Origin of the sequence: Streptomyces sp. NPDC056452 (genome assembly GCF_042796085.1) — a bacterium.
Lineage (GTDB): Bacteria > Actinomycetota > Actinomycetes > Streptomycetales > Streptomycetaceae > Streptomyces.
In genome coordinates, this window is the sequence record NZ_JBHTRI010000026.1 from 35,682 (window position 1) to 56,627 (window position 20,946).

At 69.1% G+C, this 20,946-nt stretch carries 20 protein-coding genes and 1 riboswitch; of the genes, 8 read left to right on the forward strand and 12 right to left on the reverse strand.

Going from position 1 to position 20,946, the window contains the following annotated elements; all coding sequences use genetic code 11:
* Positions 1 to 7: 7 nt before the first annotated feature.
* Positions 8 to 1,078: an NAD(P)/FAD-dependent oxidoreductase gene (locus ACFQ6X_RS24375; protein ID WP_383184477.1), complete on the reverse strand. Its 1,071-nt coding sequence runs from the start codon at positions 1,076 to 1,078 to the stop codon at positions 8 to 10.
* A gap of 293 nt (positions 1,079 to 1,371) precedes the next feature.
* Between ACFQ6X_RS24375 and ACFQ6X_RS24380 the strand changes: the two genes are divergently transcribed.
* Complete coding sequence (locus tag ACFQ6X_RS24380; protein ID WP_383184478.1) at positions 1,372 to 2,364, forward strand: hypothetical protein; 993 nt, start codon at positions 1,372 to 1,374, stop codon at positions 2,362 to 2,364.
* Between the two features lie 69 nt (positions 2,365 to 2,433).
* Here ACFQ6X_RS24380 and ACFQ6X_RS24385 read toward each other — a convergent pair whose 3' ends face one another.
* From ACFQ6X_RS24385 to ACFQ6X_RS24415, 7 genes are all read right to left on the reverse strand, one after another.
* A complete protein-coding gene (locus ACFQ6X_RS24385; protein ID WP_383184479.1) occupies positions 2,434 to 3,594 on the reverse strand; it encodes a pyridoxal-phosphate dependent enzyme in 1,161 nt (386 codons plus the stop codon).
* Complete coding sequence (locus tag ACFQ6X_RS24390; RefSeq protein ID WP_383184480.1) at positions 3,591 to 4,373, reverse strand: hypothetical protein; 783 nt, start codon at positions 4,371 to 4,373, stop codon at positions 3,591 to 3,593. Before ACFQ6X_RS24390 ends, ACFQ6X_RS24385 begins: the two co-directional genes overlap by 4 nt.
* Entirely contained in the window at positions 4,370 to 5,653 is a 1,284-nt protein-coding gene (locus tag ACFQ6X_RS24395) for a hypothetical protein (protein WP_383184481.1), read from the reverse strand. Before ACFQ6X_RS24395 ends, ACFQ6X_RS24390 begins: the two co-directional genes overlap by 4 nt.
* A gap of 106 nt (positions 5,654 to 5,759) precedes the next feature.
* Entirely contained in the window at positions 5,760 to 7,172 is a 1,413-nt protein-coding gene (locus tag ACFQ6X_RS24400; RefSeq protein WP_383184482.1) for a class I adenylate-forming enzyme family protein, read from the reverse strand.
* Positions 7,173 to 7,180: 8 nt separating this feature from the next.
* The gene (locus tag ACFQ6X_RS24405; protein WP_383184483.1) at positions 7,181 to 7,462 is read right to left on the reverse strand and encodes a phosphopantetheine-binding protein; all 282 of its coding nucleotides are present in this window, start codon (positions 7,460 to 7,462) and stop codon (positions 7,181 to 7,183) included.
* A 99-nt stretch (positions 7,463 to 7,561) separates the two neighbouring features.
* The gene (locus ACFQ6X_RS24410; protein WP_383184484.1) at positions 7,562 to 9,049 is read right to left on the reverse strand and encodes a class I adenylate-forming enzyme family protein; all 1,488 of its coding nucleotides are present in this window, start codon (positions 9,047 to 9,049) and stop codon (positions 7,562 to 7,564) included.
* Positions 9,050 to 9,712: 663 nt separating this feature from the next.
* Positions 9,713 to 10,591 carry a sigma-70 family RNA polymerase sigma factor gene (locus ACFQ6X_RS24415; RefSeq protein WP_383184485.1) on the reverse strand — a complete coding sequence of 293 codons (879 nt, stop codon included), beginning with the start codon at positions 10,589 to 10,591 and terminating at the stop codon, positions 9,713 to 9,715.
* An 83-nt stretch (positions 10,592 to 10,674) separates the two neighbouring features.
* Between ACFQ6X_RS24415 and ACFQ6X_RS24420 the strand changes: the two genes are divergently transcribed.
* Together ACFQ6X_RS24420 and ACFQ6X_RS24425 are read left to right on the forward strand one after the other, a co-directional pair.
* Positions 10,675 to 11,124, forward strand: coding sequence for a carboxymuconolactone decarboxylase family protein (locus tag ACFQ6X_RS24420; RefSeq protein WP_383184486.1), 450 nt, complete (start codon positions 10,675 to 10,677; stop codon positions 11,122 to 11,124).
* A gap of 253 nt (positions 11,125 to 11,377) precedes the next feature.
* Positions 11,378 to 11,746: a VOC family protein gene (locus tag ACFQ6X_RS24425; protein ID WP_383184487.1), complete on the forward strand. Its 369-nt coding sequence runs from the start codon at positions 11,378 to 11,380 to the stop codon at positions 11,744 to 11,746.
* Positions 11,747 to 11,812: 66 nt separating this feature from the next.
* On the opposite strand, the gene ACFQ6X_RS24430 is transcribed toward ACFQ6X_RS24425, so the two are convergent.
* Positions 11,813 to 12,550: a MerR family transcriptional regulator gene (locus tag ACFQ6X_RS24430; protein ID WP_383184488.1), complete on the reverse strand. Its 738-nt coding sequence runs from the start codon at positions 12,548 to 12,550 to the stop codon at positions 11,813 to 11,815.
* 74 nt (positions 12,551 to 12,624) lie between these two features.
* Here ACFQ6X_RS24430 and ACFQ6X_RS24435 point away from each other — a divergent pair, with 74 nt between their 5' ends.
* The 4 genes from ACFQ6X_RS24435 (at position 12,625) to argB (ending at position 17,753) form a co-directional block, all read left to right on the forward strand.
* Positions 12,625 to 13,086, forward strand: coding sequence for a DUF6194 family protein (locus tag ACFQ6X_RS24435; protein WP_383184489.1), 462 nt, complete (start codon positions 12,625 to 12,627; stop codon positions 13,084 to 13,086).
* Positions 13,087 to 13,256: 170 nt separating this feature from the next.
* A riboswitch (cobalamin riboswitch) is annotated at positions 13,257 to 13,475 on the forward strand.
* A 159-nt stretch (positions 13,476 to 13,634) separates the two neighbouring features.
* Positions 13,635 to 15,998: a 5-methyltetrahydropteroyltriglutamate--homocysteine S-methyltransferase gene (gene metE, locus ACFQ6X_RS24440; RefSeq protein ID WP_383184490.1), complete on the forward strand. Its 2,364-nt coding sequence runs from the start codon at positions 13,635 to 13,637 to the stop codon at positions 15,996 to 15,998.
* Positions 15,999 to 16,158: 160 nt separating this feature from the next.
* A complete protein-coding gene (locus tag ACFQ6X_RS24445; RefSeq protein WP_383184491.1) occupies positions 16,159 to 16,815 on the forward strand; it encodes an isochorismatase family protein in 657 nt (218 codons plus the stop codon).
* 32 nt (positions 16,816 to 16,847) lie between these two features.
* Positions 16,848 to 17,753, forward strand: coding sequence for an acetylglutamate kinase (gene argB / locus ACFQ6X_RS24450; RefSeq protein WP_383184492.1), 906 nt, complete (start codon positions 16,848 to 16,850; stop codon positions 17,751 to 17,753).
* Between the two features lie 145 nt (positions 17,754 to 17,898).
* On the opposite strand, the gene ACFQ6X_RS24455 is transcribed toward argB, so the two are convergent.
* Complete coding sequence (locus ACFQ6X_RS24455; protein WP_383184493.1) at positions 17,899 to 18,417, reverse strand: GNAT family N-acetyltransferase; 519 nt, start codon at positions 18,415 to 18,417, stop codon at positions 17,899 to 17,901.
* 169 nt (positions 18,418 to 18,586) lie between these two features.
* A complete protein-coding gene (locus tag ACFQ6X_RS24460) occupies positions 18,587 to 18,799 on the reverse strand; it encodes an MbtH family protein (protein WP_383184494.1) in 213 nt (70 codons plus the stop codon).
* A 203-nt stretch (positions 18,800 to 19,002) separates the two neighbouring features.
* On the opposite strand from ACFQ6X_RS24460, the gene ACFQ6X_RS24465 reads away from it, so the two are divergent.
* Positions 19,003 to 20,109, forward strand: a complete 1,107-nt coding sequence (locus ACFQ6X_RS24465; protein ID WP_383184495.1) for an alpha/beta hydrolase-fold protein — start codon at positions 19,003 to 19,005, stop codon at positions 20,107 to 20,109.
* 3 nt (positions 20,110 to 20,112) lie between these two features.
* Here the strand turns inward: ACFQ6X_RS24465 and ACFQ6X_RS24470 are convergent, their stop codons facing one another.
* Complete coding sequence (locus ACFQ6X_RS24470; RefSeq protein WP_383184496.1) at positions 20,113 to 20,775, reverse strand: lysophospholipid acyltransferase family protein; 663 nt, start codon at positions 20,773 to 20,775, stop codon at positions 20,113 to 20,115.
* Between the last annotated feature and the right edge of the window lie 171 nt (positions 20,776 to 20,946).

Genomic DNA, 20,946 nt, shown 5'->3' on the forward strand with positions numbered 1-20,946 from the left:
CCCCCGGCTACCAGCATTCGACACGCAGCCCTGCCACCGCGTTCCCGCTCCCGTTGAAGAGGGCCACGACACGGTCGGTGATCGCCGGCGCAAATTTGAAGCCGACCCCGGAACAGGCCACCAGGGTGGCAGCTCTCGCCGACACCCTGCGCAGCACGAACGATCCGTCCGGCGGCATGGTGTACGAAGCCCGGATCGTGGTGTGTTCCTGTGTCTCCCCCAGCCCCGGGACGTAGCGGCGCAGCGCGGCCATGTCGCGGCGGCGGATCGCCTCGGGCTGATGCACGGCGTCCGGCGGCACCGAGAAGTGGCCGAACTGCAGCCCCTTCCCCGAAGGGAGCGGCATCACGCAGAACCGGTCGTCGCCATCGCCGAAGACGTAGAACGCCTCCTTGCCAAGGATCTCCGAGTGACCGGCGAAGCCGGCGGTCTGCATGGGGGCGGGCTCTGCCCGGAGACCGGGTATGCGAGCCCACTCGGGCAGCTGCACGGTCCAGGCTCCTGTACAGAACAACAGTTGACCGGCCATGACGGTTTCTCCGCCCACCCATATCGGCATCGGAGCATCCCCCTTCGGGGGCACCTTCGTCGGCTCGGCCGCGCGCCCGAACACCAACTCGGCGCCGAGCTCCCGGGCCTGCTTGCGCAGAGCCAGTACCGCCGCACGGGCTTCCAGCAGGCCGCACCCGTTGTTCCTGGTGACCGCCCAGCCGGGGGGCACGACCGTGCCGGCGAGCAGGGGGTCGTCCTCAGTGATACGCAGATGCTGGTCCGTGCGGGCGGTGGAGCCGTCCTTCGGCCCGGCGAAGATCCCGGGAACGCCTCGGAACAAGGGCTCCGGACCGGCATGGGACAGCGCCTGCCATTGCGCGGCGGACTCGATCGCCAATGAGGCGGTCCCCCGGCCGTCCGGATCATCGGTGCGGACCATACGGACAGGCCCGTGCGAAGCCCCCGGCACCTCGTCGGCCGGAGCCTGCTCCACTGCCAGCACCCGCCAGCCGTTCGCGGCGAACGCGCGCGCGGCTGCGCTCCCGTACACGCCCAACCCGATGACTGCTATATCAACTGATTTCATGGTTAGTTACTCTCTGAGATTCATAGCGCTTATTGCAATACTTAGCTACGATTCGACGGTTGCCTATTCGCCGAGGCTCGCCTTTTCGAGAGGGGATCGAAGTGAACGAGGTCGTGGACGCGTCTCACCGGAAGTACATACAGACCCTCACTGCGCCATCTGTCAAAAAGGAGGGATTGCAAGCCTCTTCTGCCACTCTCAGCTATTTCGGTGTCAATGTCGCTCGCCGGGTCGGGATGACGCCCGTAGCGATGCGTCAGTACTTCGACAACTCGCCTTTCGTTTCCGCCCTCATGGCCACATCTCTCGGCAACGCGACCGTCATCACTCTCCCGTTGACCTACTTGGACATGGTTCGCGACAAGAAGGAAGCCGTCCGGTACGCGCAGATGGGGCTGGAGCTGGCGCGAACGATGGGGGTGGAACACGTCTCCCTGGCTGGACTGCTCGCCTCCGCCTTGGATTACGGACATCTCCTCGACGCGCCTCCCGGACTTCTGACGACCGGTCATGCCACGACCGCCTCCTCGGTCCTCAAGACCATCGAGGCGGTGCTCACCTCCACCCGTCGGGAGTGGGCCTCCGAGACGGTCGCCGTTCTCGGACTGGGGTCGATCGGCCGGACGACGGTCACCACGGCGCTCGCAACGTTCGGGAGGCCCGGCCGGCTGATCCTGGCCGACCTGGCCTCCAAGGAGCCGGAGGTCCGGGCGCTCGGCGAACAATTGCAGTCCGAACACCCGAATCTCGACTGGTCGTTCGTGAACCCCGCGCAGCTGGACCGGAGCCCGCTGTACGACTCCGGCGTCGTCGTCGGGTGCACCAGCACTCCCAATGTCCTGCAGGTGGACAGGCTCCGGCCCGGCTGCATAGTCGTCGACGATTCGGTGCCCCACTGCTTCGATGTGGGTCGAGCCATCGCCCGGGCCGACGAGACGATGGACCTGATACTCGCCAACGGCGGTCTGCTGCAGTTGCCGGAGCGCTTTCCTGTGCTGTCGTACGCGCCGCGGCTTCTTCACGACAGCCTCGGCTGGCCGGCCGGGCTCGACGACGGTGACACCATGACCAGTTGCTTCCTGTCTCCGCTTCTCATGAAGGTCGACCCGAGCCTGCCGCCCACGCTCGGCCAGGGGGTTCCCACGCCTGCGGTCCTGGCGAACCTCGATGCACTGGAACGACTCGGCATCACCGCTCCGCCGATCCGTTGCTCCGGGAAGTCCCCGTCCGACGCGTACCTGGCACAGTTCGCGGATCGATTCGGTACGGTCTCGTCCCGGTCCTGAGGATCCGGGCCCGGCTCTCGACGACGTACGAGGTTCCCGTCCGGCGCCCCGTACGTCGTCGTGGAGATCTCAGGGCAGCCGGTCATGCGGAGCCGACCCGCTCACGATCATGACGACCCTGTCACTTGCGGCCAGGTCCCCGCTGAGCGCTGCCTGCCGCAGGCCGGCCCAGCAGATGTACGCGGACTTCTCCGTCGCGTAGTCCAGCGGGATGTCCAGCTCCTCGCAGGCTTCGGAGAGCAGGTGCGCCTCCGCCTCCACCGTCCCGGAACTCACCGCGGCCACCCGGGATCCGGTCTTCGCCACCAGCTGACGGACCAGGGGCAGGGTCCGGTTGGGGTTCGTCGACTGCAGCGTCGGCTCGAAGGCGATCTCCGGCGGCACCATGTCCTCGAGGTCGATCTCCTCGATGCCGTCCCGGAGGGCCGAGGCCATGAGCCCCGCATCCTCCGCCTGGAACAGCATGAAGGAGTGGTCGCCGACCGAGGTGAGCCCGGCCGACCGGGCCCGCAGGATCCCGCGCTCGATTCCCAGCGGGCCGTAGCCGCTCGCGATGGTGACAGCGATACGGGTGGCGTCCGCACAACGCTCCGCCAGGGCCAGCCCCAAGGGGGCTTTCCCCTCGATCTTCCACTGGCTCGGCGTCAGCCGCAGAGCGCCGTCCTCCTTGCTGTGGGCGATCGCCGCGGCGGCCGCGTCGGCCATGTTGCCCGGCACCGGAACCACGGAGGACTTGCCCATGGCCGTCGTCGGGCACTTGTAGGCAGATGCCTGCGGGACGAAGCCCGTACACACGATGCCCGCTCGTTCCATGTAGTACTGGTAGGCGCGGACGGTGTTGCCGGAGCTGTGCAGGCAGACGGAGGGAAGTTCCCATTCCTTGCACTTCGCGGCGAGCAGAACCCCCTCGTTGTCCTTGAAAGTGCCCGTTTCGTTTCTCGACTGCGGCAGGAACCGGAAGGAGGCGACCCCCAGGAGTTCCGCCATCCGCGGACTCTCCACCGGGCTCAACGCGGTCTCGCTGCTGCGCAGGTCCTCCGGCTCGGCCACCGGGAGCAGCGAGGCGTACCGGCCGACTCCGGGAACGTCGGTGATGGCGTCGGCCCAGCTCCTGAAGTCGTCGAGGTACGGCGTGAGCCCACCCCCGCAGTGCAGGCACAGCCACTCGTTGGGGCCGTCCTCGGTCCTGCCGCCGGATTCACCGGTACAGCTTGAGCAAGTGAGTCTCACTTCACCTTCTCCTCTGTTCGGGGCGAACCGGACCGGCGAGCCGGTACCTCTTCGCAGAGCCGCATGATGTCGGCGACCCGTCGGCTGACCGACTCAGGGTCGCCGTGCCGTTCGGCAAGCGCCGCGCCGCCCATGGTGAAACCCCAGCCGCCCGCGCCGGCTATGTCGTCGATCTGTTCGGCGTCCCGGACTCCTCCGGCAACCAGGACCGGAACGGTGGCCGCGGCCGATGCGCGCTCCAGGAGGGCGACGGCGTCGTACGCGGACTGGCGGTACGGCATCAGGACGAAACCTCCTACTCCGCCAGCTCTGCTCAACTCATCTGCCTGTGCGGCGAGTTCGTCGGGCGTACTGTCCAGAACCAGGGGGCTGCCGGAGAGCGATCCGAGGAAGGGCCAGTACTCCGGCGCTCCCTCCGTCGCCAGGGCATCGGCGAAGTCCGCCCGCCAGCGCGCAACCACCTGGTCCACTCCCAGGTCCACGCCGAGTTGGAGACCCTGTTCCTGGCCGCGGTCGCTCATGTCCGCGAGTTCGAGGAGGACCGACCGGCCGTCGGCGTGCGCGGCGTCGGTGAGGTCCTGCACCATCTGCCGGTCCGCACCGACGTCCTTGAATGCGATGTTCCGGAGGGAGTCCACTGCGAGTTTCTCGTACACCTCGAGCGCGTCCGGAATGGTGACATCCTTCTCCGTGAGCATCAGGACGAAATTCACCGCCACGTCGTCATCACTTCCTCGTAGTGTCGTAGAGCGGTACCGGCCGTGCGCGCGTGTCGTCATGGCATCGGTCCCGTCGGCACCGCGGATGCCATCGGCAGGGCCGAGACGCGCCAGGTGGTCCCGTCGGCGAAGCGAACGGTTTCCTTGGGGCTGATGCCGGCTGCCAGGTGTACGAAGCAGAGCTGCCGCCCTTCCCTCGGCGAGAAGCCGGCCGACGTCACGTACCCGCAGGGCTGGTCGGATCCCGCGTCGAGGACGACCTCGCCTATCTGCCGCTCGGGCGCGTCCGGGCTGCTCGCGGCGAGTCCACCGACCCACATGCGTCCGCCCCACCGGTCCGGGTGCTCGAGCGCTTCCCGCCCGACGAACGGACCCTTCTTCCCCCGGGAGACCACATGCCCCAGTCCGGCGTCCAGCAGATAGGTGTCGCGATGGATGTCGAGCGGGCACAGGTAGAAGGCGAACTCCTGGCACTCGAGGCGGTAGCTGGCGAGCAGGTCCCACCCGCAGGGTGTGTAGCTGTCGGGTTGCGCCACCATCTCCCGCCAGGCCTCGCGGATCACCTCGGCCGTCGCCCACATCTCGATGCCGATCACCGTGCGGACGACCCAGGCGTTCCCGCCCCGGCGAGTACGGACCGGCATCCCGTGGAAGGCTCGAAGAGTGTCCAGGCCGGACGCGTACTCGTCCTGGAGCAGCCCTGCCATCGCCTTCGTCCGGTTCGGGCCCTTGATGTTGAAGGAGCTCATGTTCGTTTCGTGGGCGTGGGTATCGGGATACGTGTCCATGGCGTCGTGCAGCCACTTCGGCGGACACGCCTCGCCGCCGATCGAGACCAGGAACGACTGCTCGCCGTCTCGCAGGACGACACCTTCGGTGTCGACCGTCCCCTCCGGTGTCGTGAAGATCGCAAATGCCGCCTGCCCTATCGCGAGGTCGTCGATCCGGCGGGGCGTGAGCAGATCGAGGACGTCCGACGCGTGGGGGCCGACGACGGACAGGTAGTACATTCCCCCGCAGGGGAATACACCGGCACCGCTGGTCACCGCTCGATACTGTTCCGTAAAGGTGACGCCCTCCCAGTTGCTGACCGAGGCGACACTTCCTCCCAGTACGCAATACGATTTCGGCTGGCCGTACTTCTCGGCGATCACCGCGAGGGCGTCTCCGGGATCGCTGCGGCGGAGCACGGTCGGACGTCCGACGAGGGCGGGGTGCCCTGGTGGAAGAGTCCGCCACACCCACTCGTCCTTCGCCAGCGGGCTCCGGAGGCCCACTTCGAAGCGCGGTCCTGGATCCCACGAGCATGTCACCGGGGCACTGGGCATGTGGCGTGTCATGCTTACATCCTTCTTCCCTGAAGAACCGTCTCGAGAAAATCGTCCGACCGCGGCGCTGGTGCTGATTTCTTCCTCTGCGTCGTTTCGGCTCCTCCCCGGTCCGAACTCATGGCGCACTCGGCCCGGCCAACCGCACTTTTCCGGTGGGCGTTCGCGGAATCCTCTCCACCACCCGCACCTCCCGCGGCACCTCGATGTCTCTCAATTCGCCCCGGCAGAAAGCAATCACCTCGCGCGGTGAGACAGTCAGGGTTTTCGCTTCGGCGAGCAGAATGGGAACCGGGCCGAGGTTCTCGTGCCGGTCGATCGCGACATCGAAGTCGCCGAGGCCGGGGCACCGGCTCACGACCCGCCGCACATGGGCGAGATCCACGTTCTGTCCGGCCACCTGGATCACTTCGTCGACCCTGCCGGTGACCGTCAGGGAGCCGCCCTCCAGGAACCCGAGGTCGTTCGTGAGGACTCGCCCACCGGCGAAGGGCTCGATCACTCCCTGGCGTCGATAGCCTGCTCCGCAGCTCGTGCCGCCGATGGCCAGCCGGCCCGCCCTGTGCTCCGCGCCTGTCGGCTCCACCGAGATCTCGACGCCTTCCAGGGGCTCGCCGACCGAGCGCCGCAGGTTGTCGGGGTCGCTGGACGTGTTGAGCGTGACGGTGGCTGCCTCGGCCAGACAGTACGAGCTGCGCGGCGGTACGCCCAGGGAGTCCCACACGCGGTCGAAGGTGTTCTCCGGGAGGGGGGCCGAGCTGCAGATCGCCCACCTCAGCTGGTCACCGGGTCGCTCCGCCCGCTGCCGCGCCAGGAAGTCGAAGACGTAAGGCACCCCGTAGAGCAGCGTGGGTTTCGCCGCGCGCAACTGTGTCTGTGCACGTGCGAGCCCGGCACCCTCGAGGCGGCCGATGTGGGTCGTCGCCCCGGCCACCAGGCCCGGCAGGAGGACCATTCCGAGCACCCCGGCAAGGGACAACGGAAGCGGGGAGTAGAGGACATCGCGCCCGGTGAGCCCCAACCGGGCCGCGTACGCGCGGACATTGGAGCCCAGCGCGGCGTGCGTGTAGCTCACGCACTTCGGCCGGCCTGTGGTGCCGGAGGACGCCACGTCCAGCGCGAAGTCCTCCGGCACGCAGACCTCGCTCCCGTCCTTCGCGGGGTCACCGGCCAGGAGGTCGGCGAAGGTGACCGCATCGCGCGCCGGTGGCCCCTCTCTCCGAACGATCAGCCCCGCACCTGTCTGTTCCCTGATCGACTCCGTTCGGGCGGTGTCATCCGTTCCGGGCACGACGACTGCCCGGGCACCGACCCACCAGGCTCCCAGCAGTGCTGCCAGGAGGTCGATGCCGGCGCTGTCGTCCACCAGCAGCACTCCGTCGCCCTGCTGCACGTTGCGGGACCGGAAACCGCCGGCCGACCTGCTCGCCCCGGCGATGATGTCGGCGGATCGCCACGCGCGGCCGTCGACCACGACGGTGCCACCGCTGGAACGCACCAGGTCCAGGAGCGTCTCTGTCTTGACGGCCATGAGGCTGCCTATCCCTGCTTCGATTCCTCGGGTTGGGTCTCTGCCTTGAGTGCGCTGATGGAGGCGACGAGTGTGCCGAGGGAAGCCCACCAGTCCGGCTGGGACTCGATGATCCGGTCGGAATCGATGTCGAACTCCTCCTCCAACGAGACGAGCAGCTCCAGCACTTGGAGAGAGTCAAGATCGGTGAGGTGCTCAGTTGCTGGATCGAGCCGATATCCGAGGATCCGCTCGAGTACGGCCAGGACCCGCTCGCGAACGGCGAGCTGCTCCACGGGTGTTGTCGACATGGTCGAGCACTCCAATCTCGTACACACACGGTCCACCTGAGGTGGAATTTCTTCCGCTCGCCGGCGCGTCGGCCCTGGGCGCTCGCGCGAGTGCTTCGGTCAGTCGAACCGGACGTACTTGGGCCGGACCGGCTGCCCCTTGAAGTCCTTTGTGATCTTGTCGACGAACTCGATGCGCTGCGGGACTTTGGTGGCGCTGATCTGCTCACGGCAATAGGCCAGCAGCTCCGTAGCCTCCGTTTCCCGGGAGGTGACCACCTGCGCGACCGGGATCTGTCCGAGCCGGACGTGCGCCTCACCCACGACGAGCGCGTCATCGACCGCGGGATGGCTCAGCAGGATGTCCTCGAGCTCCTGCGGATCAAGTTTCGCGGCCCCGAAATGGATTTTGTGGTCGTCGCGGCCGGTCAGATAGAGGAATCCCTGCGCGTCCAGATATCCGACATCCGTACTGACCACCCAGTCCCCCTGGAATACTGCCGCGGTGGAATCCGGATCGTTCCTGTATCCCGTTGCGGTGTAGGGACTCTTGATGCAGATTCGGCCCGACTGCCCCACGGGCAGCACCTTTCCGGCGTCGTCACGTACTTCGACGGTCACTCCAGGAAGTGTCCTGCCCACGGACGTGGCAAGCAGTTCTACGTCCGTGGAGCTGTTGTAGGCGATGTGTCCGGACTCGCTGCTGCACATGATGTTCCGGATACTCACCCCCGTGTCCTCCATGAAGCGGCGCGCTGTGTCCGGGCGGAGACGGGCAGACGTGGTCAGCGCCGTCCGGACGTTCTTCAGCTGCCCCGGTTCGGGCTTCTTCCGGCCGGCGAACTCGTACGCGTACGGAGTTCCGGAGATCACTGTGATCGACGTGTCGCTGATCGCTTTCCAGAACTGGCGGGCGGTCTGCAAGGGAATGGTGACCACGGTCGACCCGGCCAGGAGCGCCGGAAGCACCGACGTGGTGGACAGCGCGGTGGTCATGGCCGTGACTTTGTCGTCGGCGTTCAGCCCCATGGCCGACGCCAGTTGCTCGATATCGTCGCTGAGGCGGCTGACCCTGCGGTCGACGCACTTGGAATGCCCGGTCGTCCCGCTCGTGAACGTCTCCAGCCAGGCGTCCGAGGCCGAAGAGCCCAGGTCGCTCGCCGGGGCATCGAGCAGGGTACGGAACGCGACCGAGCCCGCCGAATCCGGTGTCTGATCCGACACGGTCACCACCGGACTGCACTGATCCAGGGCGTACTCCAGCTCCCGTGACGTGAGATAGGGAGGAAGAACCGCAACCCGGTGCCCCAGTGACCAACCCGCCAACGTGAGCGCCAGCGACTCCTCGAGGCCCGGGTGGGAAACGACCAGACAGACGTCCTCATCGTTTCGGAATCGCTGCCGCAGCCCTCCCGTGAGGCGCCGCGCCAGGTCGACCAGATCCCGGTACGAGGTCGTACGCGTCTCCCCGATGATGGCGGGGCGATCATCCGCTTCGTGCTCGAGTACCGCATCTACGATGTTCGCCATGTCAGGCTCCTCGATTTGCTCGTACTTGGTAGCGCACGCACTTTTCAACGGAGAAACCAGTAACGACTGCGTGCACATTCGTGATCCCGGGCACACCTGATCACGAGCGCAGCCGATCGGAATCGATGCGAATCAGAAGTAGAAACAGGGGGGTCGGAGCCCGAGAGGGCATACCTGTCTCACCGAGACGCAACTCGTCACGACGTCGGTGATCTTTCAACCAGGAAGGGACAAAGGGCCCGATGCGAGGAGGACGGCCGACAGCGGAACCGGATCATTCCGCCGATGGACCGCACATTTGAGTCAGGGACATCGACATTCCGAGCGTGACGATGAACCCGCTCGCATCACCATCTCCCCACCGTTCGAGACCGGCCACGTCCACTCGCTGGCGACCGACGTTACCTGTTCCGGCACCGCCGTGTCAGCGCCCGGACGTGCATTCAGCAGCAATGGCTCTGAATTCTGACGCTGTGTAATGTCGCCTGGTCAGGTGGGTGGGACACATCCTCAACGGACTCAGCTGCAACAGGGGCTGCGCCTGTCCGATTGACTCGGAGGAGGTGAAGGCCTTCTACGATGACGGCTCCCCTGCGCTCCGTTCGCCTCCCGCGTGACATTCCCTCGCGGCGGAAATCAGCCGCGGAGCGCCTGGAAAGCGGCGGGCGCTTTCCAGCCCGATGGGAGCTGCCGTCGCCTGCCGCCCTTCAACCACTCCGGTGCACGCAACCGGCAGGGAACTCACTCCTGATCCGGCAGGTCCATCGACGCAAGCCTGGCCGGATCGGTCACGACCGCGATCGCGGTGATCCGGCCGTCGACGACGGTGAACGCCATGACCGAGAGGCGTGTGCCGTCCTCGCGCCAGGACACCACCCCGGGAAGCCCGCTGACGAGCACCTCGCGACCCCGGCCCGCTGCTGCTGCGGACAGCCGCGCCCCGGCGGCTACCTGGGTGGCGCCGAGAACGACGACCGCACCGTCAGGAGTGTCGACGGTCAGCCTCACCTCGGGGTCGAGCACGCGCAGCAGCCCCTCGAAGTCGCCGCCGCGAGCAGCCGCCAGGAAGGCCTGGACCACCTCTCGCTGCTCCCGGCCGACGGCCTTCGGCCTCTCCGTCATCTGTACCTTCCTGCGGGCGCGGCTGGCGAGCATCTTGGCGGCATCCGTGGACTTGCCGAGGATCTGGCCGATCTCGTCGAACGGCACCGCGAACAGGTCGTGCAGGACGAACGCGAGCCGCTCGCTCGGCCGGAGTGAATCGAGGACGACGAGGAGCGCGGTCCCCACCGAGTCGGCGAGCTCCACGTCGTCCTCCGGCGCCGGGCCGTCGTCGACCGCGACGACCAGCTCGGGCAGCCGGTCGTCGTAGGACGCCTCGGGGCGGGCCCGTCGCGAGCGCAGGACGTCGAGGCTGAGCCTGCCGACGACCGTGGTCAGCCAGCCGGCGAGGTTGTGGATGCCTGCCGTGTCCTGGCGGGAGAGCCGGAGCCAGGCGTCCTGGACCACGTCCTCGGCGTCGGCGTGCGATCCGAGCATCCGGTGGGCGACCGCGCGGAGCCGGTCGCGCTGGGCCTCGAACGCCTCGGCCAGCGGGTCGGTGGGGCTGATCTCGGGCATGTGGTTACCTTCCTCGGAGCTGCTCCGTCGTAGGTGATGACGGGCCCGGACGGGCTCGGGTAACCGACGAAGGAGCAGGACAGATGGAAGCACGCATCAAGAGCCCGGCGAATCCCGATGTGATCACAGCGATCCAGCACCTCAGCAAGGCGGTTCACACCGGTGGCGTCGACCCGCTCGTGCTCGAGCTGGTCCATCTGCGGACCAGCCAGGTCAACGGCTGCAGCCCGTGCGTGTTCGCCGGTGTCGACTCGGCGAAGAAGCAGGGTGAGACGGAGGAGCGGCTGCACAACGTGGTCACATGGCGGGAGACGCCCTTCTTCACGGAGGAGGAGCGGGCGGCGCTCGCGCTGGCCGAGGCCGCCACCCGGATCCAGGACGGCGCACCGGGCGTGACCGACGAGATCTGGGATGCCGCCGCCGCCCACTTCGACGAGAAGCAGTTGTCGGCGATCGTCCTGAGCATCGCGATGACCAACTTCTTCAACCGGATCAACCGCACGACACGGGAACAGGCCGGGAAGACCTGGTGAGCGGGGCGCTGTGTACGTCTTCCGACGGGCCACGCGGAGACGGGCGATCCGATGGATCCCCCCGGACGCGCGATCGAGGTGATCACCCACCGGCACCCGTGGCCTGAGGGTGCCTGGCCGGGGACCGCAATGCGGGACCCGGCCGGGCGCCCTGCGGGCGGCAGAAATCGGTTCGCGCGGCGTGGGCCTGATCAATACCGTGTGACACCCGACGAGTTCGAGTCCACGCCCTCCCGGCTGTCACGGAGTTGCCATGCCCCCGCAGATGAAGCTGACGGCGATCACACTCGACTGCGCCGATCCCGAGGTGATGGCCGCCTTCTACCGGGAGGCCACCGGGTTCGAGCTCCACCCGAAATCCGATGCCGACTTCGCCGGCGTCACCCGTGCGGACGGACTCGTCATCGGCTTCCAGCGGGTCGACGGCTACCGCGCTCCGCGCTGGCCCGGCCAGGCAGTGCCGCAACAGAGCCACCTCGACTTCACGGTCGAGGACCTGGACGAGGCGGAGTCCCTGCTGCTGGAGTTGGGCGCGACCAAGCCGGAGCACCAGCCGGGCGGGGACAGGTGGCGGGTCCTCACCGACCCGGCCGGGCATCCCTTCTGCCTGACCAGAACCTGACGCGGGAAGAACGAACGGCCGGCCCCGCGGTGCGCCTGTCAGTGCCTGCCGGTCCCGCCCCCTGGTTCAGAGGCCGGGACCGGATGTCCGGTGTGCGGCACCGAGGACGGCGCCGAGTGCGGCGGCAGCGTCGAGAAGGGCGCGGGAGCGAAGCGTGATGCTCGCGTCCCGGGCCGCCAGCCCGGCTCGGACGTCTTGCGACCGGTCTCCGCGCCTCAGCCCGGGCATCAGGTTCCGGAGCGGCCCGATGCGGTACCCGGCACTGCGGAGCTGGTGGACGATCCGGGCGTCCCGGGCCTGGGCCGGCGAGTACCGTCGGGTTCCTCGCGGGGGCACCCGGTCCGGGACGACGAGCCCCTCGGCGTCCCAGTGCCGCAATGCCGAAGGGCGCACTCCGAGCGCGGCGGCCAGTTCGGAGACATTCATGGAGTCCGAAGGGCGCACGTCTTCGACGGGCTCGGCAGAGATCGCTTCCGCGGCCTCCCTGGCGAGCCTGAGTTGCGCCCGTTCCCGGTCGAGTCGCGCGTGTGCCGCGTCGAGGAGTGCGAGTACCTCCGAGATCGGGCACCGGTGCAGGGCGCGAACGATTCGCTTGGCCTCGACCGGGCCTGTGCCGACGGCGAGGGCCCGGTAGGCCAGCGCGGAGTGCAGGTGGACCTCTTCGTAGATCCGGTAACCCGCGGTGGTGCGCGTCGCGGGCGGCAGGACACCGTCGCGCTCGAGATTGCGCACCTGCTGAACCGAGCATCCGGCACGACGCGCGACATCGACGGTGCGCATGACCGGCGATTTGAGAGTTCCCACCAGCAGTGCTCCTGCCTTCCGACCGTCGTTCGCCTCAAAGTCTCCACGAGCACATTAATGAAACGCTTGAAGACATGAACATCGACGAGATCATCGGCTTTCTGGGAAACCTCGACGGGGTCCTGGCCATCAGTCCGGGCCCCGACGACGGCTCACCGGAGATCAGCTGGGGAGACACGTTCTTCTACTACTCTCCTGGCGGTGTCGCGCCGGGAGCGACCCAGCCGTTCGCGACGATCGTGACGAAGAACTATCCGGGCGACGCGAGTTCGCGCCTGGACCGCCCGGACACCTTCCGCGTCAATATCGCGGCGGGGAAGGAAGCCTTCGTCGCCCGGACCGGCCACGCGCCGCGCGAACCAGGCGTCGACGACGACCCCGGCGTCACCGATACCGTGATCGCACATCCCGTCTACGGCTCCGCCGGCTGGCTCGCGGTGGTGAACCCGGGCCCCCGGACCGGCACGGCGACCCGCGAGCTGCTCCACGCCGCCTATCGACTCGCACGTTCACGCCACGAGCGACGCACCGGGTAGCGCCGATCCGGTCGGCCGGATGCCGGCCGGACGAGCGTGCCGTCAGCCGCCCGGGGCCGGGCCCGGATCCGCCTGCTGCGCCCAGGGCGACGGCTCGCCGAACGGATCCCGGTGGCTCACGTCACGTTCCGGAGTGTGAACAATGGCGGCCGAGGGGCGGCTCGCCCTCTAGCCTTGCCCGTGCAACTGGTTCGCCCTGTCCGCCAGGCAGGCGCGTCGCAAGAGGGAACCCGGTGGGAATCCGGGACTGCCCCGCAGCGGTGAGTGGGAACGACCTCCGTCATACGCACTGGATTCCGAATGGAGTCCGGGAAGCGACGGCCAGTAGGAATCTGCCCCGGCAGATGCGCCCGCGAGTCCGAAGACCTGCCAGTTGCCCGTACGTGACCTACCACGTGCGGATATCCCGGTGACCTCGTGGGCGGGTCGGCGTACATACCGGACGGAACCTCACGCCGTGGCGTGCCCAGGATCCGTCCGGTTCGTCCTCCCTTCGCGTCCGTGTCCCGTCCCGGGATCTCAGGAGTCGTCTCGCGAAGGAGATTTCCGTGACAACGAAGTCCGCAGCAGCGGCATCGGCGGCGCACGCCACCGTGTACGGCTACCCCCGCCAGGGCCCGGACCGGGAGCTGAAGAAGGCCGTCGAGGGTTACTGGAAGGGCCGCGTCACCGCCGACGCCCTCCGCCGGACCGCGGCGGACCTGCGCCGCTCCACCTGGCGGCAGCTGGCCGGGGCCGGCGTCCACGAAGTGCCGACCGGCGACTTCTCGTACTACGACCACGTCCTGGACACGAGCGTCATGGTCGGCGCTGTCCCCCCGCGGCACCGTGCGGCCGTCGGATCCGACGCTTCCCCGAGCTCTCGGCTTCGCTCGAGCAGGGGATGCCCCATGGACGTCTACTTCGCGATGGCCCGCGGCACTCAGGATGTCGCGCCGCTCGAGATGACCAAGTGGTTCGACACCAACTACCACTACCTCGTACCGGAGCTCGGACCGGACACCGTCTTCACCACCGACTCCACCAAGCAGGTCACCGAGCTCAAGGAGGCCCTCGCGCTGGGTCTCGCCGCCCGCCCTGTGCTGGTCGGTCCGGTCACCTACCTCCTGCTGGCCAAACCCGCTCCCGGGGTGGCCGCGGACTTCCGACCGCTGACTCTCCTGGACCGGCTGCTGCCGGTCTACGCCGAGGTGCTCGCCGACCTCCGCGCCGCCGGTGCCCAGTGGGTGCAGCTCGACGAGCCCGCCCTGGTCCAGGACCGCACGCCGGCCGAACTCGACGCCGCTGCCCGCGCCTACCGTGAACTCGGCGGTCTCGCCGACCGCCCCAAGGTGCTCGTCGCCTCCTACTTCGACCGGCTCGGCGACGCCCTCCCCGTGCTGGCGAAGGCCCCGGTCGAGGGCCTCGCCCTCGACTTCACCGGCGCCGCCGCCGCGAACCTCGACGCGCTGGCCTCGGTGGGCGGGCTCCCCGGCAAGCGGCTCATCGCCGGAGTGGTCGACGGGCGCAACATCTGGATCAACGACCTCGAGCGGTCGCTGTCCACCCTGGGTACGCTCCTGGGTCTCGCCGGCCGGGTCGATGTGGCCGCCTCCTGCTCCCTCCTGCACGTTCCGGTGGACGCGGCGGCCGAGCGGGACATCGACCCGCAGATCCTGCGCTGGCTCGCCTTCGCCCGGCAGAAGACGACGGAGATCGTCACCCTGTCCAAGGGCCTCTCCCAGGGCACCGGCGCCATCGCCGCGGAGCTCGCGGCCAACCGGGCCGACCTCGCCTCGCGGGCGAACTCCCCGATCACCCGCGACCCTGCCGTACGGGCCAGGGCCGCGGCCGTCACCGACACGGACGGCCGCCGCTCCCAGCCCTACGAGGAGCGGGCAGCCGCGCAGCGCGCCCACCTCGGCCTGCCTCTGCTGCCCACCACGACGATCGGCTCCTTCCCGCAGACCGCCGAACTGCGCACGGCCCGCGCCGATCTGCGGTCCGGCCGTATCGACTCCGCCGCTTACGAGCAGCGCATCGAGAGCGAGATCCGCGACGTCCTCTCCTTCCAGGAGAAGGCGGGCATCGACGTCCTCGTGCACGGCGAGCCCGAACGCAACGACATGGTGCAGTACTTCGCCGAGCAGCTCACCGGCTACCTCGCCACCCAGCAGGGCTGGGTCCAGTCCTACGGAACCCGCTACGTCCGCCCGCCGGTGCTGGCGGGCGACATCTCCCGGCCGCATCCGATGACGGTGCGCTGGACCTCGTACGCCAACTCGCTCACCGACCGTCCGGTCAAGGGCATGCTGACCGGGCCGGTGACCATGCTCGCCTGGTCCTTCGTCCGGGACGACCAGCCGCTCGGCGACACTGCGCGCCAGGTTGCGCTCGCCCTGCGCGACGAGGTGAACGACCTCGAATCGGCGGGCACTTCGGTCATCCAGGTGGACGAACCCGCCCTGCGCGAGACCCTTCCCCTGCGCGCCGCCGACCGTCGCGCCTACCTGGAGTGGGCCACCGAGTCCTTCCGTCTCACCACCGGGGGCGTACGCCCGGACACCCAGATCCACACCCACATGTGCTACGCGGAGTTCGGCGACATCGTCCAGGCGATCGATGATCTCGACGCCGACGTCATCAGCCTGGAGGCCGCCCGCTCCCATATGCAGGTGGCCCGCGAGCTGGCCGCTCACGGCTACCCGCGCGAGGCCGGGCCGGGCATCTACGACATCCACTCCCCTCGGGTGCCGAGTGCCGAGGAGGCAGCCGCCCTCCTGCGCAAGGGGCTCGAAGCCATCCCGGCGGAGCGTCTGTGGGTCAATCCCGACTGCGGCCTGAAGACCCGCGGCTGGCCCGAGACCCGTGCGTCGCTGGAGAACCTGGTCGCGGCCGCCCGCACGGTGCGGGCCGAACTGCCGCAGTCCTGATGTGAGTCGAGGGCCGGAAGCCGGGTGCGGAAGCACCTGCCTCCCGGCCCTCGACGCCGGACAACCTGAACCAGCCCACCGAAAGTTAGGTTAGGCTAATCTAAGGAGCTACGGAGTTCGCACGCAGTCGTGCACGCGTCATCAGGGAGGGGAAACGCCCATGGGCCTGCCCGACGTCGACTCCTACCCGATGCCGGCCGCCACCGCCCTTCCCCGCTCGCGTGCCGCGTGGCGAATCGATCCCGCACGGGCCGCACTGCTGGTCCACACCATGCAGAACCACTTCGTCGACATGTTCCCGGCAGGGCGTTCCCCCGTGGTGGAGCTCGTGGACAACATCGCGGCACTCCGGGAACTCGCGGGGAGGCTGGGCATACCGGTCGTCTTCACCGCCGAACCGGCCGGACAACTGCCGGGACAACGTGGGCTCGTCGGCGAACTGTGGGGCCCCGGCATCGGGGGCGAACCGGAGGCCGCCGCAGTCGTCGCGCCCCTCGCACCTCGCGCCGGCGAGCATCTGCTGGCCAACGTGCGCCCCAACGCCTTCCTGCGCAGCCATCTCGGCAGACTGCTGCGTGCACAGGCCCGCGACCAGCTCATCGTCTGCGGGCTGCACGCACACCGTGGCGTCCTGCTGACGGCCACGGACGCCTTCATGAACGACATCCAGCCGTTCGTCGTCGCCGACGCGGTGGCCGACTTCTCCGCCGAGCAGCATGCCAGGGCCCTCGACTGGGCCGCGGACAGCGGCGTGGTCTGCACGACGGACCGTCTACTGCGTGATCTTCTCCCGCACCGGGAGCCGAAGAACGCGTGACCACTCGTGAATTCAAGAAAGCAGGAGCAGCGATGAGACCGGTCGTCACGGACCGCGCGGACGCGGACCAGTCCGGTGGGCTGCTTCTCCGGCCGGAACGGCGGGGCACCGCCGTCGTCATCAAGTTCGGCGGCAACGCCATGGTCGACGCGAGCCTGCAGCGGACATTCGCCCAGGACGTCGTGGAGTTGTGGCGTGCGGGCCTGCGCCCGGTCGTCGTGCACGGCGGCGGGCCGCAGATCAGCTCGATGCTCGACCGACTTGGCCTGGAGACCCGCTTCGAGGCGGGCCTGCGGGTGACCACGCCGGAGACCATGGAGGTGGTCCGCATGGTGCTGACCGGCCGGGTCCAGCGGGAACTGGTCGGGCACATCAACGACCACGGGCCGTACGCCGTGGGCATGACGGGCGAGGACGCGCACACGATGACGGCCGTGCGCCGGCCCGCCTGGGTGGACGGCCGGCCGGTGGACATCGGTCTCGTCGGCGACGTCGTGGACGTGAACCCGGGCATGGTGCGGGCGCTCCTCGACCAGGGGCACATCCCGGTGGTCTCCCCCGTGGCCCGCGGTGAGGACGGGCAGGTCTACAACGTCAACGCCGATCTCGCGGCGTCGGCCCTGGCCGTTGCCCTCGGAGCCGAACGGCTGGTGGTCCTCACCGACGTGGAGGGACTGTACGCGAACTGGCCGTACAGCACCGAGGTGATCGAACGTCTGACAGCCGACGCACTCGACAAGATGCTGCCGGGGCTGGCGAGCGGCATGCTGCCGAAGATGGAGGGCTGCCTTCAGGCCGTGCGCGGCGGCGTGCGCACGGCTCATGTGCTCGACGGCCGCGTTCCGCACGCGGTGCTGCGTGGCGTGCTCGGCGAGAACGGCCCCGGCACCACCGTGGTCCCTGACGACAGCCCGGACCACGACGAACAGACCGGCTGACCGCAGGCGCCCGTCCCTGAAGCCGAGCCGGGGGCGGGATCAACACCACCCGTGCCGAATGCGAGCATGCGCGAAAGGACTTCACCGGCGCCATCGCGCGGTGAGGTCCGGCGGCGGAAACCGCCGGACGCGGACGTGCCGACGGTCACAGGGCCCTGGCGAGGATCCTTGCGTTGCGCCGGGGATCCAGGGACTCAGCCCAGGACCGGGGCGCCGGGCCCGCCGTCGAGGGCGCGAAGCCGTAGCGGAGGAACAGAGCCCCGTCGCCGGTCGTCGCCGTGAACAGGGAACCGAGCGACTGGGCGCGCGCCATGGCCAGCACCGCACGCAGGAGCGCGGCGCCCACTCCCTGCCCCTGACTGTGCGCGGCCACGCAGAAGTTGTACAGAACGCCCGTGGATCCGCGGCACTCCCCCGGCTCGGCAGGGTGCACGCGCAGGCCCACGCAGCCGTCGAGGCGGCCTGCGGCCTCCGACACGAAGAAGTCGGTCGCACGGGTGGCGTAGAGCGAGGCGGGACGCTCCCGCAGTGCCCCCGAGCGCATGAAGGGCCGGGACAGTCCGGCGAGTGCGGCAGCGTCCCCCGCACGGGCCGAACGCACGGAGGGCGTCGGCGCGAGGAGCGCAGGCGACAGGGGGGCGGGACGCGGCGTAGCCGTGATCAAGGCTTTCCCTTCCTCGGTTCCGTTTCGAAGAACGGCTCGTCGCCGTACGACTCCGACGAACCAAGCGAGATTAGGTTAGCCTTACCTTAGTTACGAGTTCAAATCCCGGGCCGCCGTGGCTGTCCGCCCACCGCGGACGGACGGCCCGGCAGCTCCGCGCCGGAAGTGGTCAGGCCTCCATGGACGCCGCGAGGGACTTGGGCCGCAGGTCCGTCCAGTGGCCCTCGATGAACTCCAGGCACGCCTCACGGGTGTTCTCCTCGAAGGCCATCGTCCACCCTCCGGGCACCTCGGCGAAGGACGGCCAGAGCGAGTGCTGGCCCTCGTCGTTCACCAGGACCAGGAAGCGGCCTTCGGGGTCGTCAAAGGGGTTGGTGCTCATGTGTCATTGCCTCCTCGGGGCCGACGGGCCTGTGGCAGCCGCGTCGAGAGTGTGAACCAGGTCCGCGTGTGGTGCTCCCGCAACGCGATCACCAGCCCGTGCAGGAGGTGGATCGGGAATGGAAGGGGAGGTCACTATTAGGTTAGGCTCACCTAATCGAGTCGAGCTTAGCCTTTCAATATCCCTCTCACAAGGAGACGTTCATGCGCCCGGTGATCGAACGGGTCCCTGCGGAGGACACCTTCGCCGCGTACGGACTGCCCGGCAGGCCCGGCAGCGACGAGTTCTGGGCGGCGGCGCGGACACCCGCGTCGGTCCCCGCCGGCGACGGCGGCTGGGTGACCTTGTTCCTCTGGCGCGGGACCCGGGCGAGCATCGGCTTCGAGAGCTGGTCGGACTCGACACCCCTGAGCCGATGGGGCGACACGGACTGCTGGTACGCCGAGGTTCCTATGCCCGCGCGGCTGCGGGTGACCTACCAGTTCCTGGCCGACGACGCGGCGTACGCCGACCCGTTCAACCCGGTCGGTGCCGGCGGCGACCGTTCCGTCGTCGCGACCCCGGACGCCCCGGCCCAGCCTCACTGGCCCCTGATCGGCTCTGACGACGTCCTGCCCGTCCCCCGCACCCGGCTCCGCTGGGCGAGCGAACGGCTCGGCGGGCGGCGCACCGTGCGGGTCCACCCGGTGGGCGGCGGCGGACCGGTGGTCCTGCTCCTCGACGGGGACGACTGGCTGTATCTGCACCCGGCCATGACCGCGTTCGACGCGGCCGTCGCCAGTGGTGACATGCCTCCCGTCACCCTCGTGTTCCTGCCGGCCAAGGACAGGAGGGCCGAGTTCGGGTGCAGGCCCGAACTGTGGGAGGCGGTCCGCGACGAACTGCTGCCGCTGGTGGCGGAGTCCGGCGTGCCCGCCGACCTGGACCGGCTCGTGGTCGCCGGGCAGAGCCTCGGCGGACTGAGCGCGATGTACGCGGCACTGGAGTTCCCGGAGCTGGTGTCCCGCGTCGCCTGCCAGTCGGCGTCGTTCTGGTGGACACCCGACGCCTTGGACCTGCCGGACCCGTTCGGTGGCCCCAAGGGCGGTGCCATCGCGGCACGCCTGCGGGAGCGCCCCGACCTGTCCGGTCTGCGGGTCGCGTTCGACGTCGGGGAACACGAGACGCGGATGCTGCCCCACTGCGAGCTCGCCGAGACCCTGGCCGGACAGGCCGGTGCGACCGTACGGATTTCCCGGTCGCCGTCCGGGCACGACCGGGCGGGCTGGCGGCACGCACTGCTCAGAGATGTCGCCTGGGCGCTCGCCTAGTTCTCACACGGCCAGGACGACCGGTTCGCCGAGACGTTCGGCGGCCTCCCGCCACGCGTCGGTCACCGCCGCACGGGCATGTGCGGTGCGGTTCGGCAGGTCGCCCGCCAGCATGACCGGCGCCCCGATGTGGACGTGGAGACCCGGCCTGCGCAGCGGCGCGGTGCCCAGGCCCGCGAGCTGCTTGAGCCGGCTTCCCGACACGATTCGGCGGGACCCGGCCTGTCCCAGGGGGATCACGGGGGCTCCTGTCCGGTGGACGAGCCGGGCCAGCCCGCTGCGGAAGGCTTCCGGGGCCGCTTCTCCCGCGTCCTCGCGGCTCGGGATGCCGCCCTCGCCGTAGATCAGGACGAGACGTCCCCGGCCGAGCGCCTCGGCGGCACCTTCGAGGGCGTCGGCGGCGCGGGCGTCGTGCCGGTGGACGGGGATGTGCCCCTCGCGGGCCAGCGCACGGCCGAGCGTGGGGATGCGCCAGAGGCCGGCCGCCGCCAGGACGACCGGCTCGACGCCGACACGGCGCAGAGCGGCGAGGACCACGGCCGGGTCGGCCAGGGAGCTGTGGTTGGCGGCGATGATGCTGCCCGGGGCGAAGCGGGCGTCGCTGTCGGTGGTGACCGTCAGTCTGCCGACGGCAGGCACCAGGACGCCGGCGAGGCGACTGAGCATGAGCGGGTCCTCCCGGACTCGGACGATGGTGATCTCCATCGTGGTCCGGAGGCATCCCGCGGACCTGAGTACCGGTGCTCAATCGGCGGCCCGCCGGATACCCAGTTCCTCGGCGGCGGGGTTCCCGCCGGACGACGCGCGGGACCCGTGCGGCCCGGGTCTCCCGTCCGT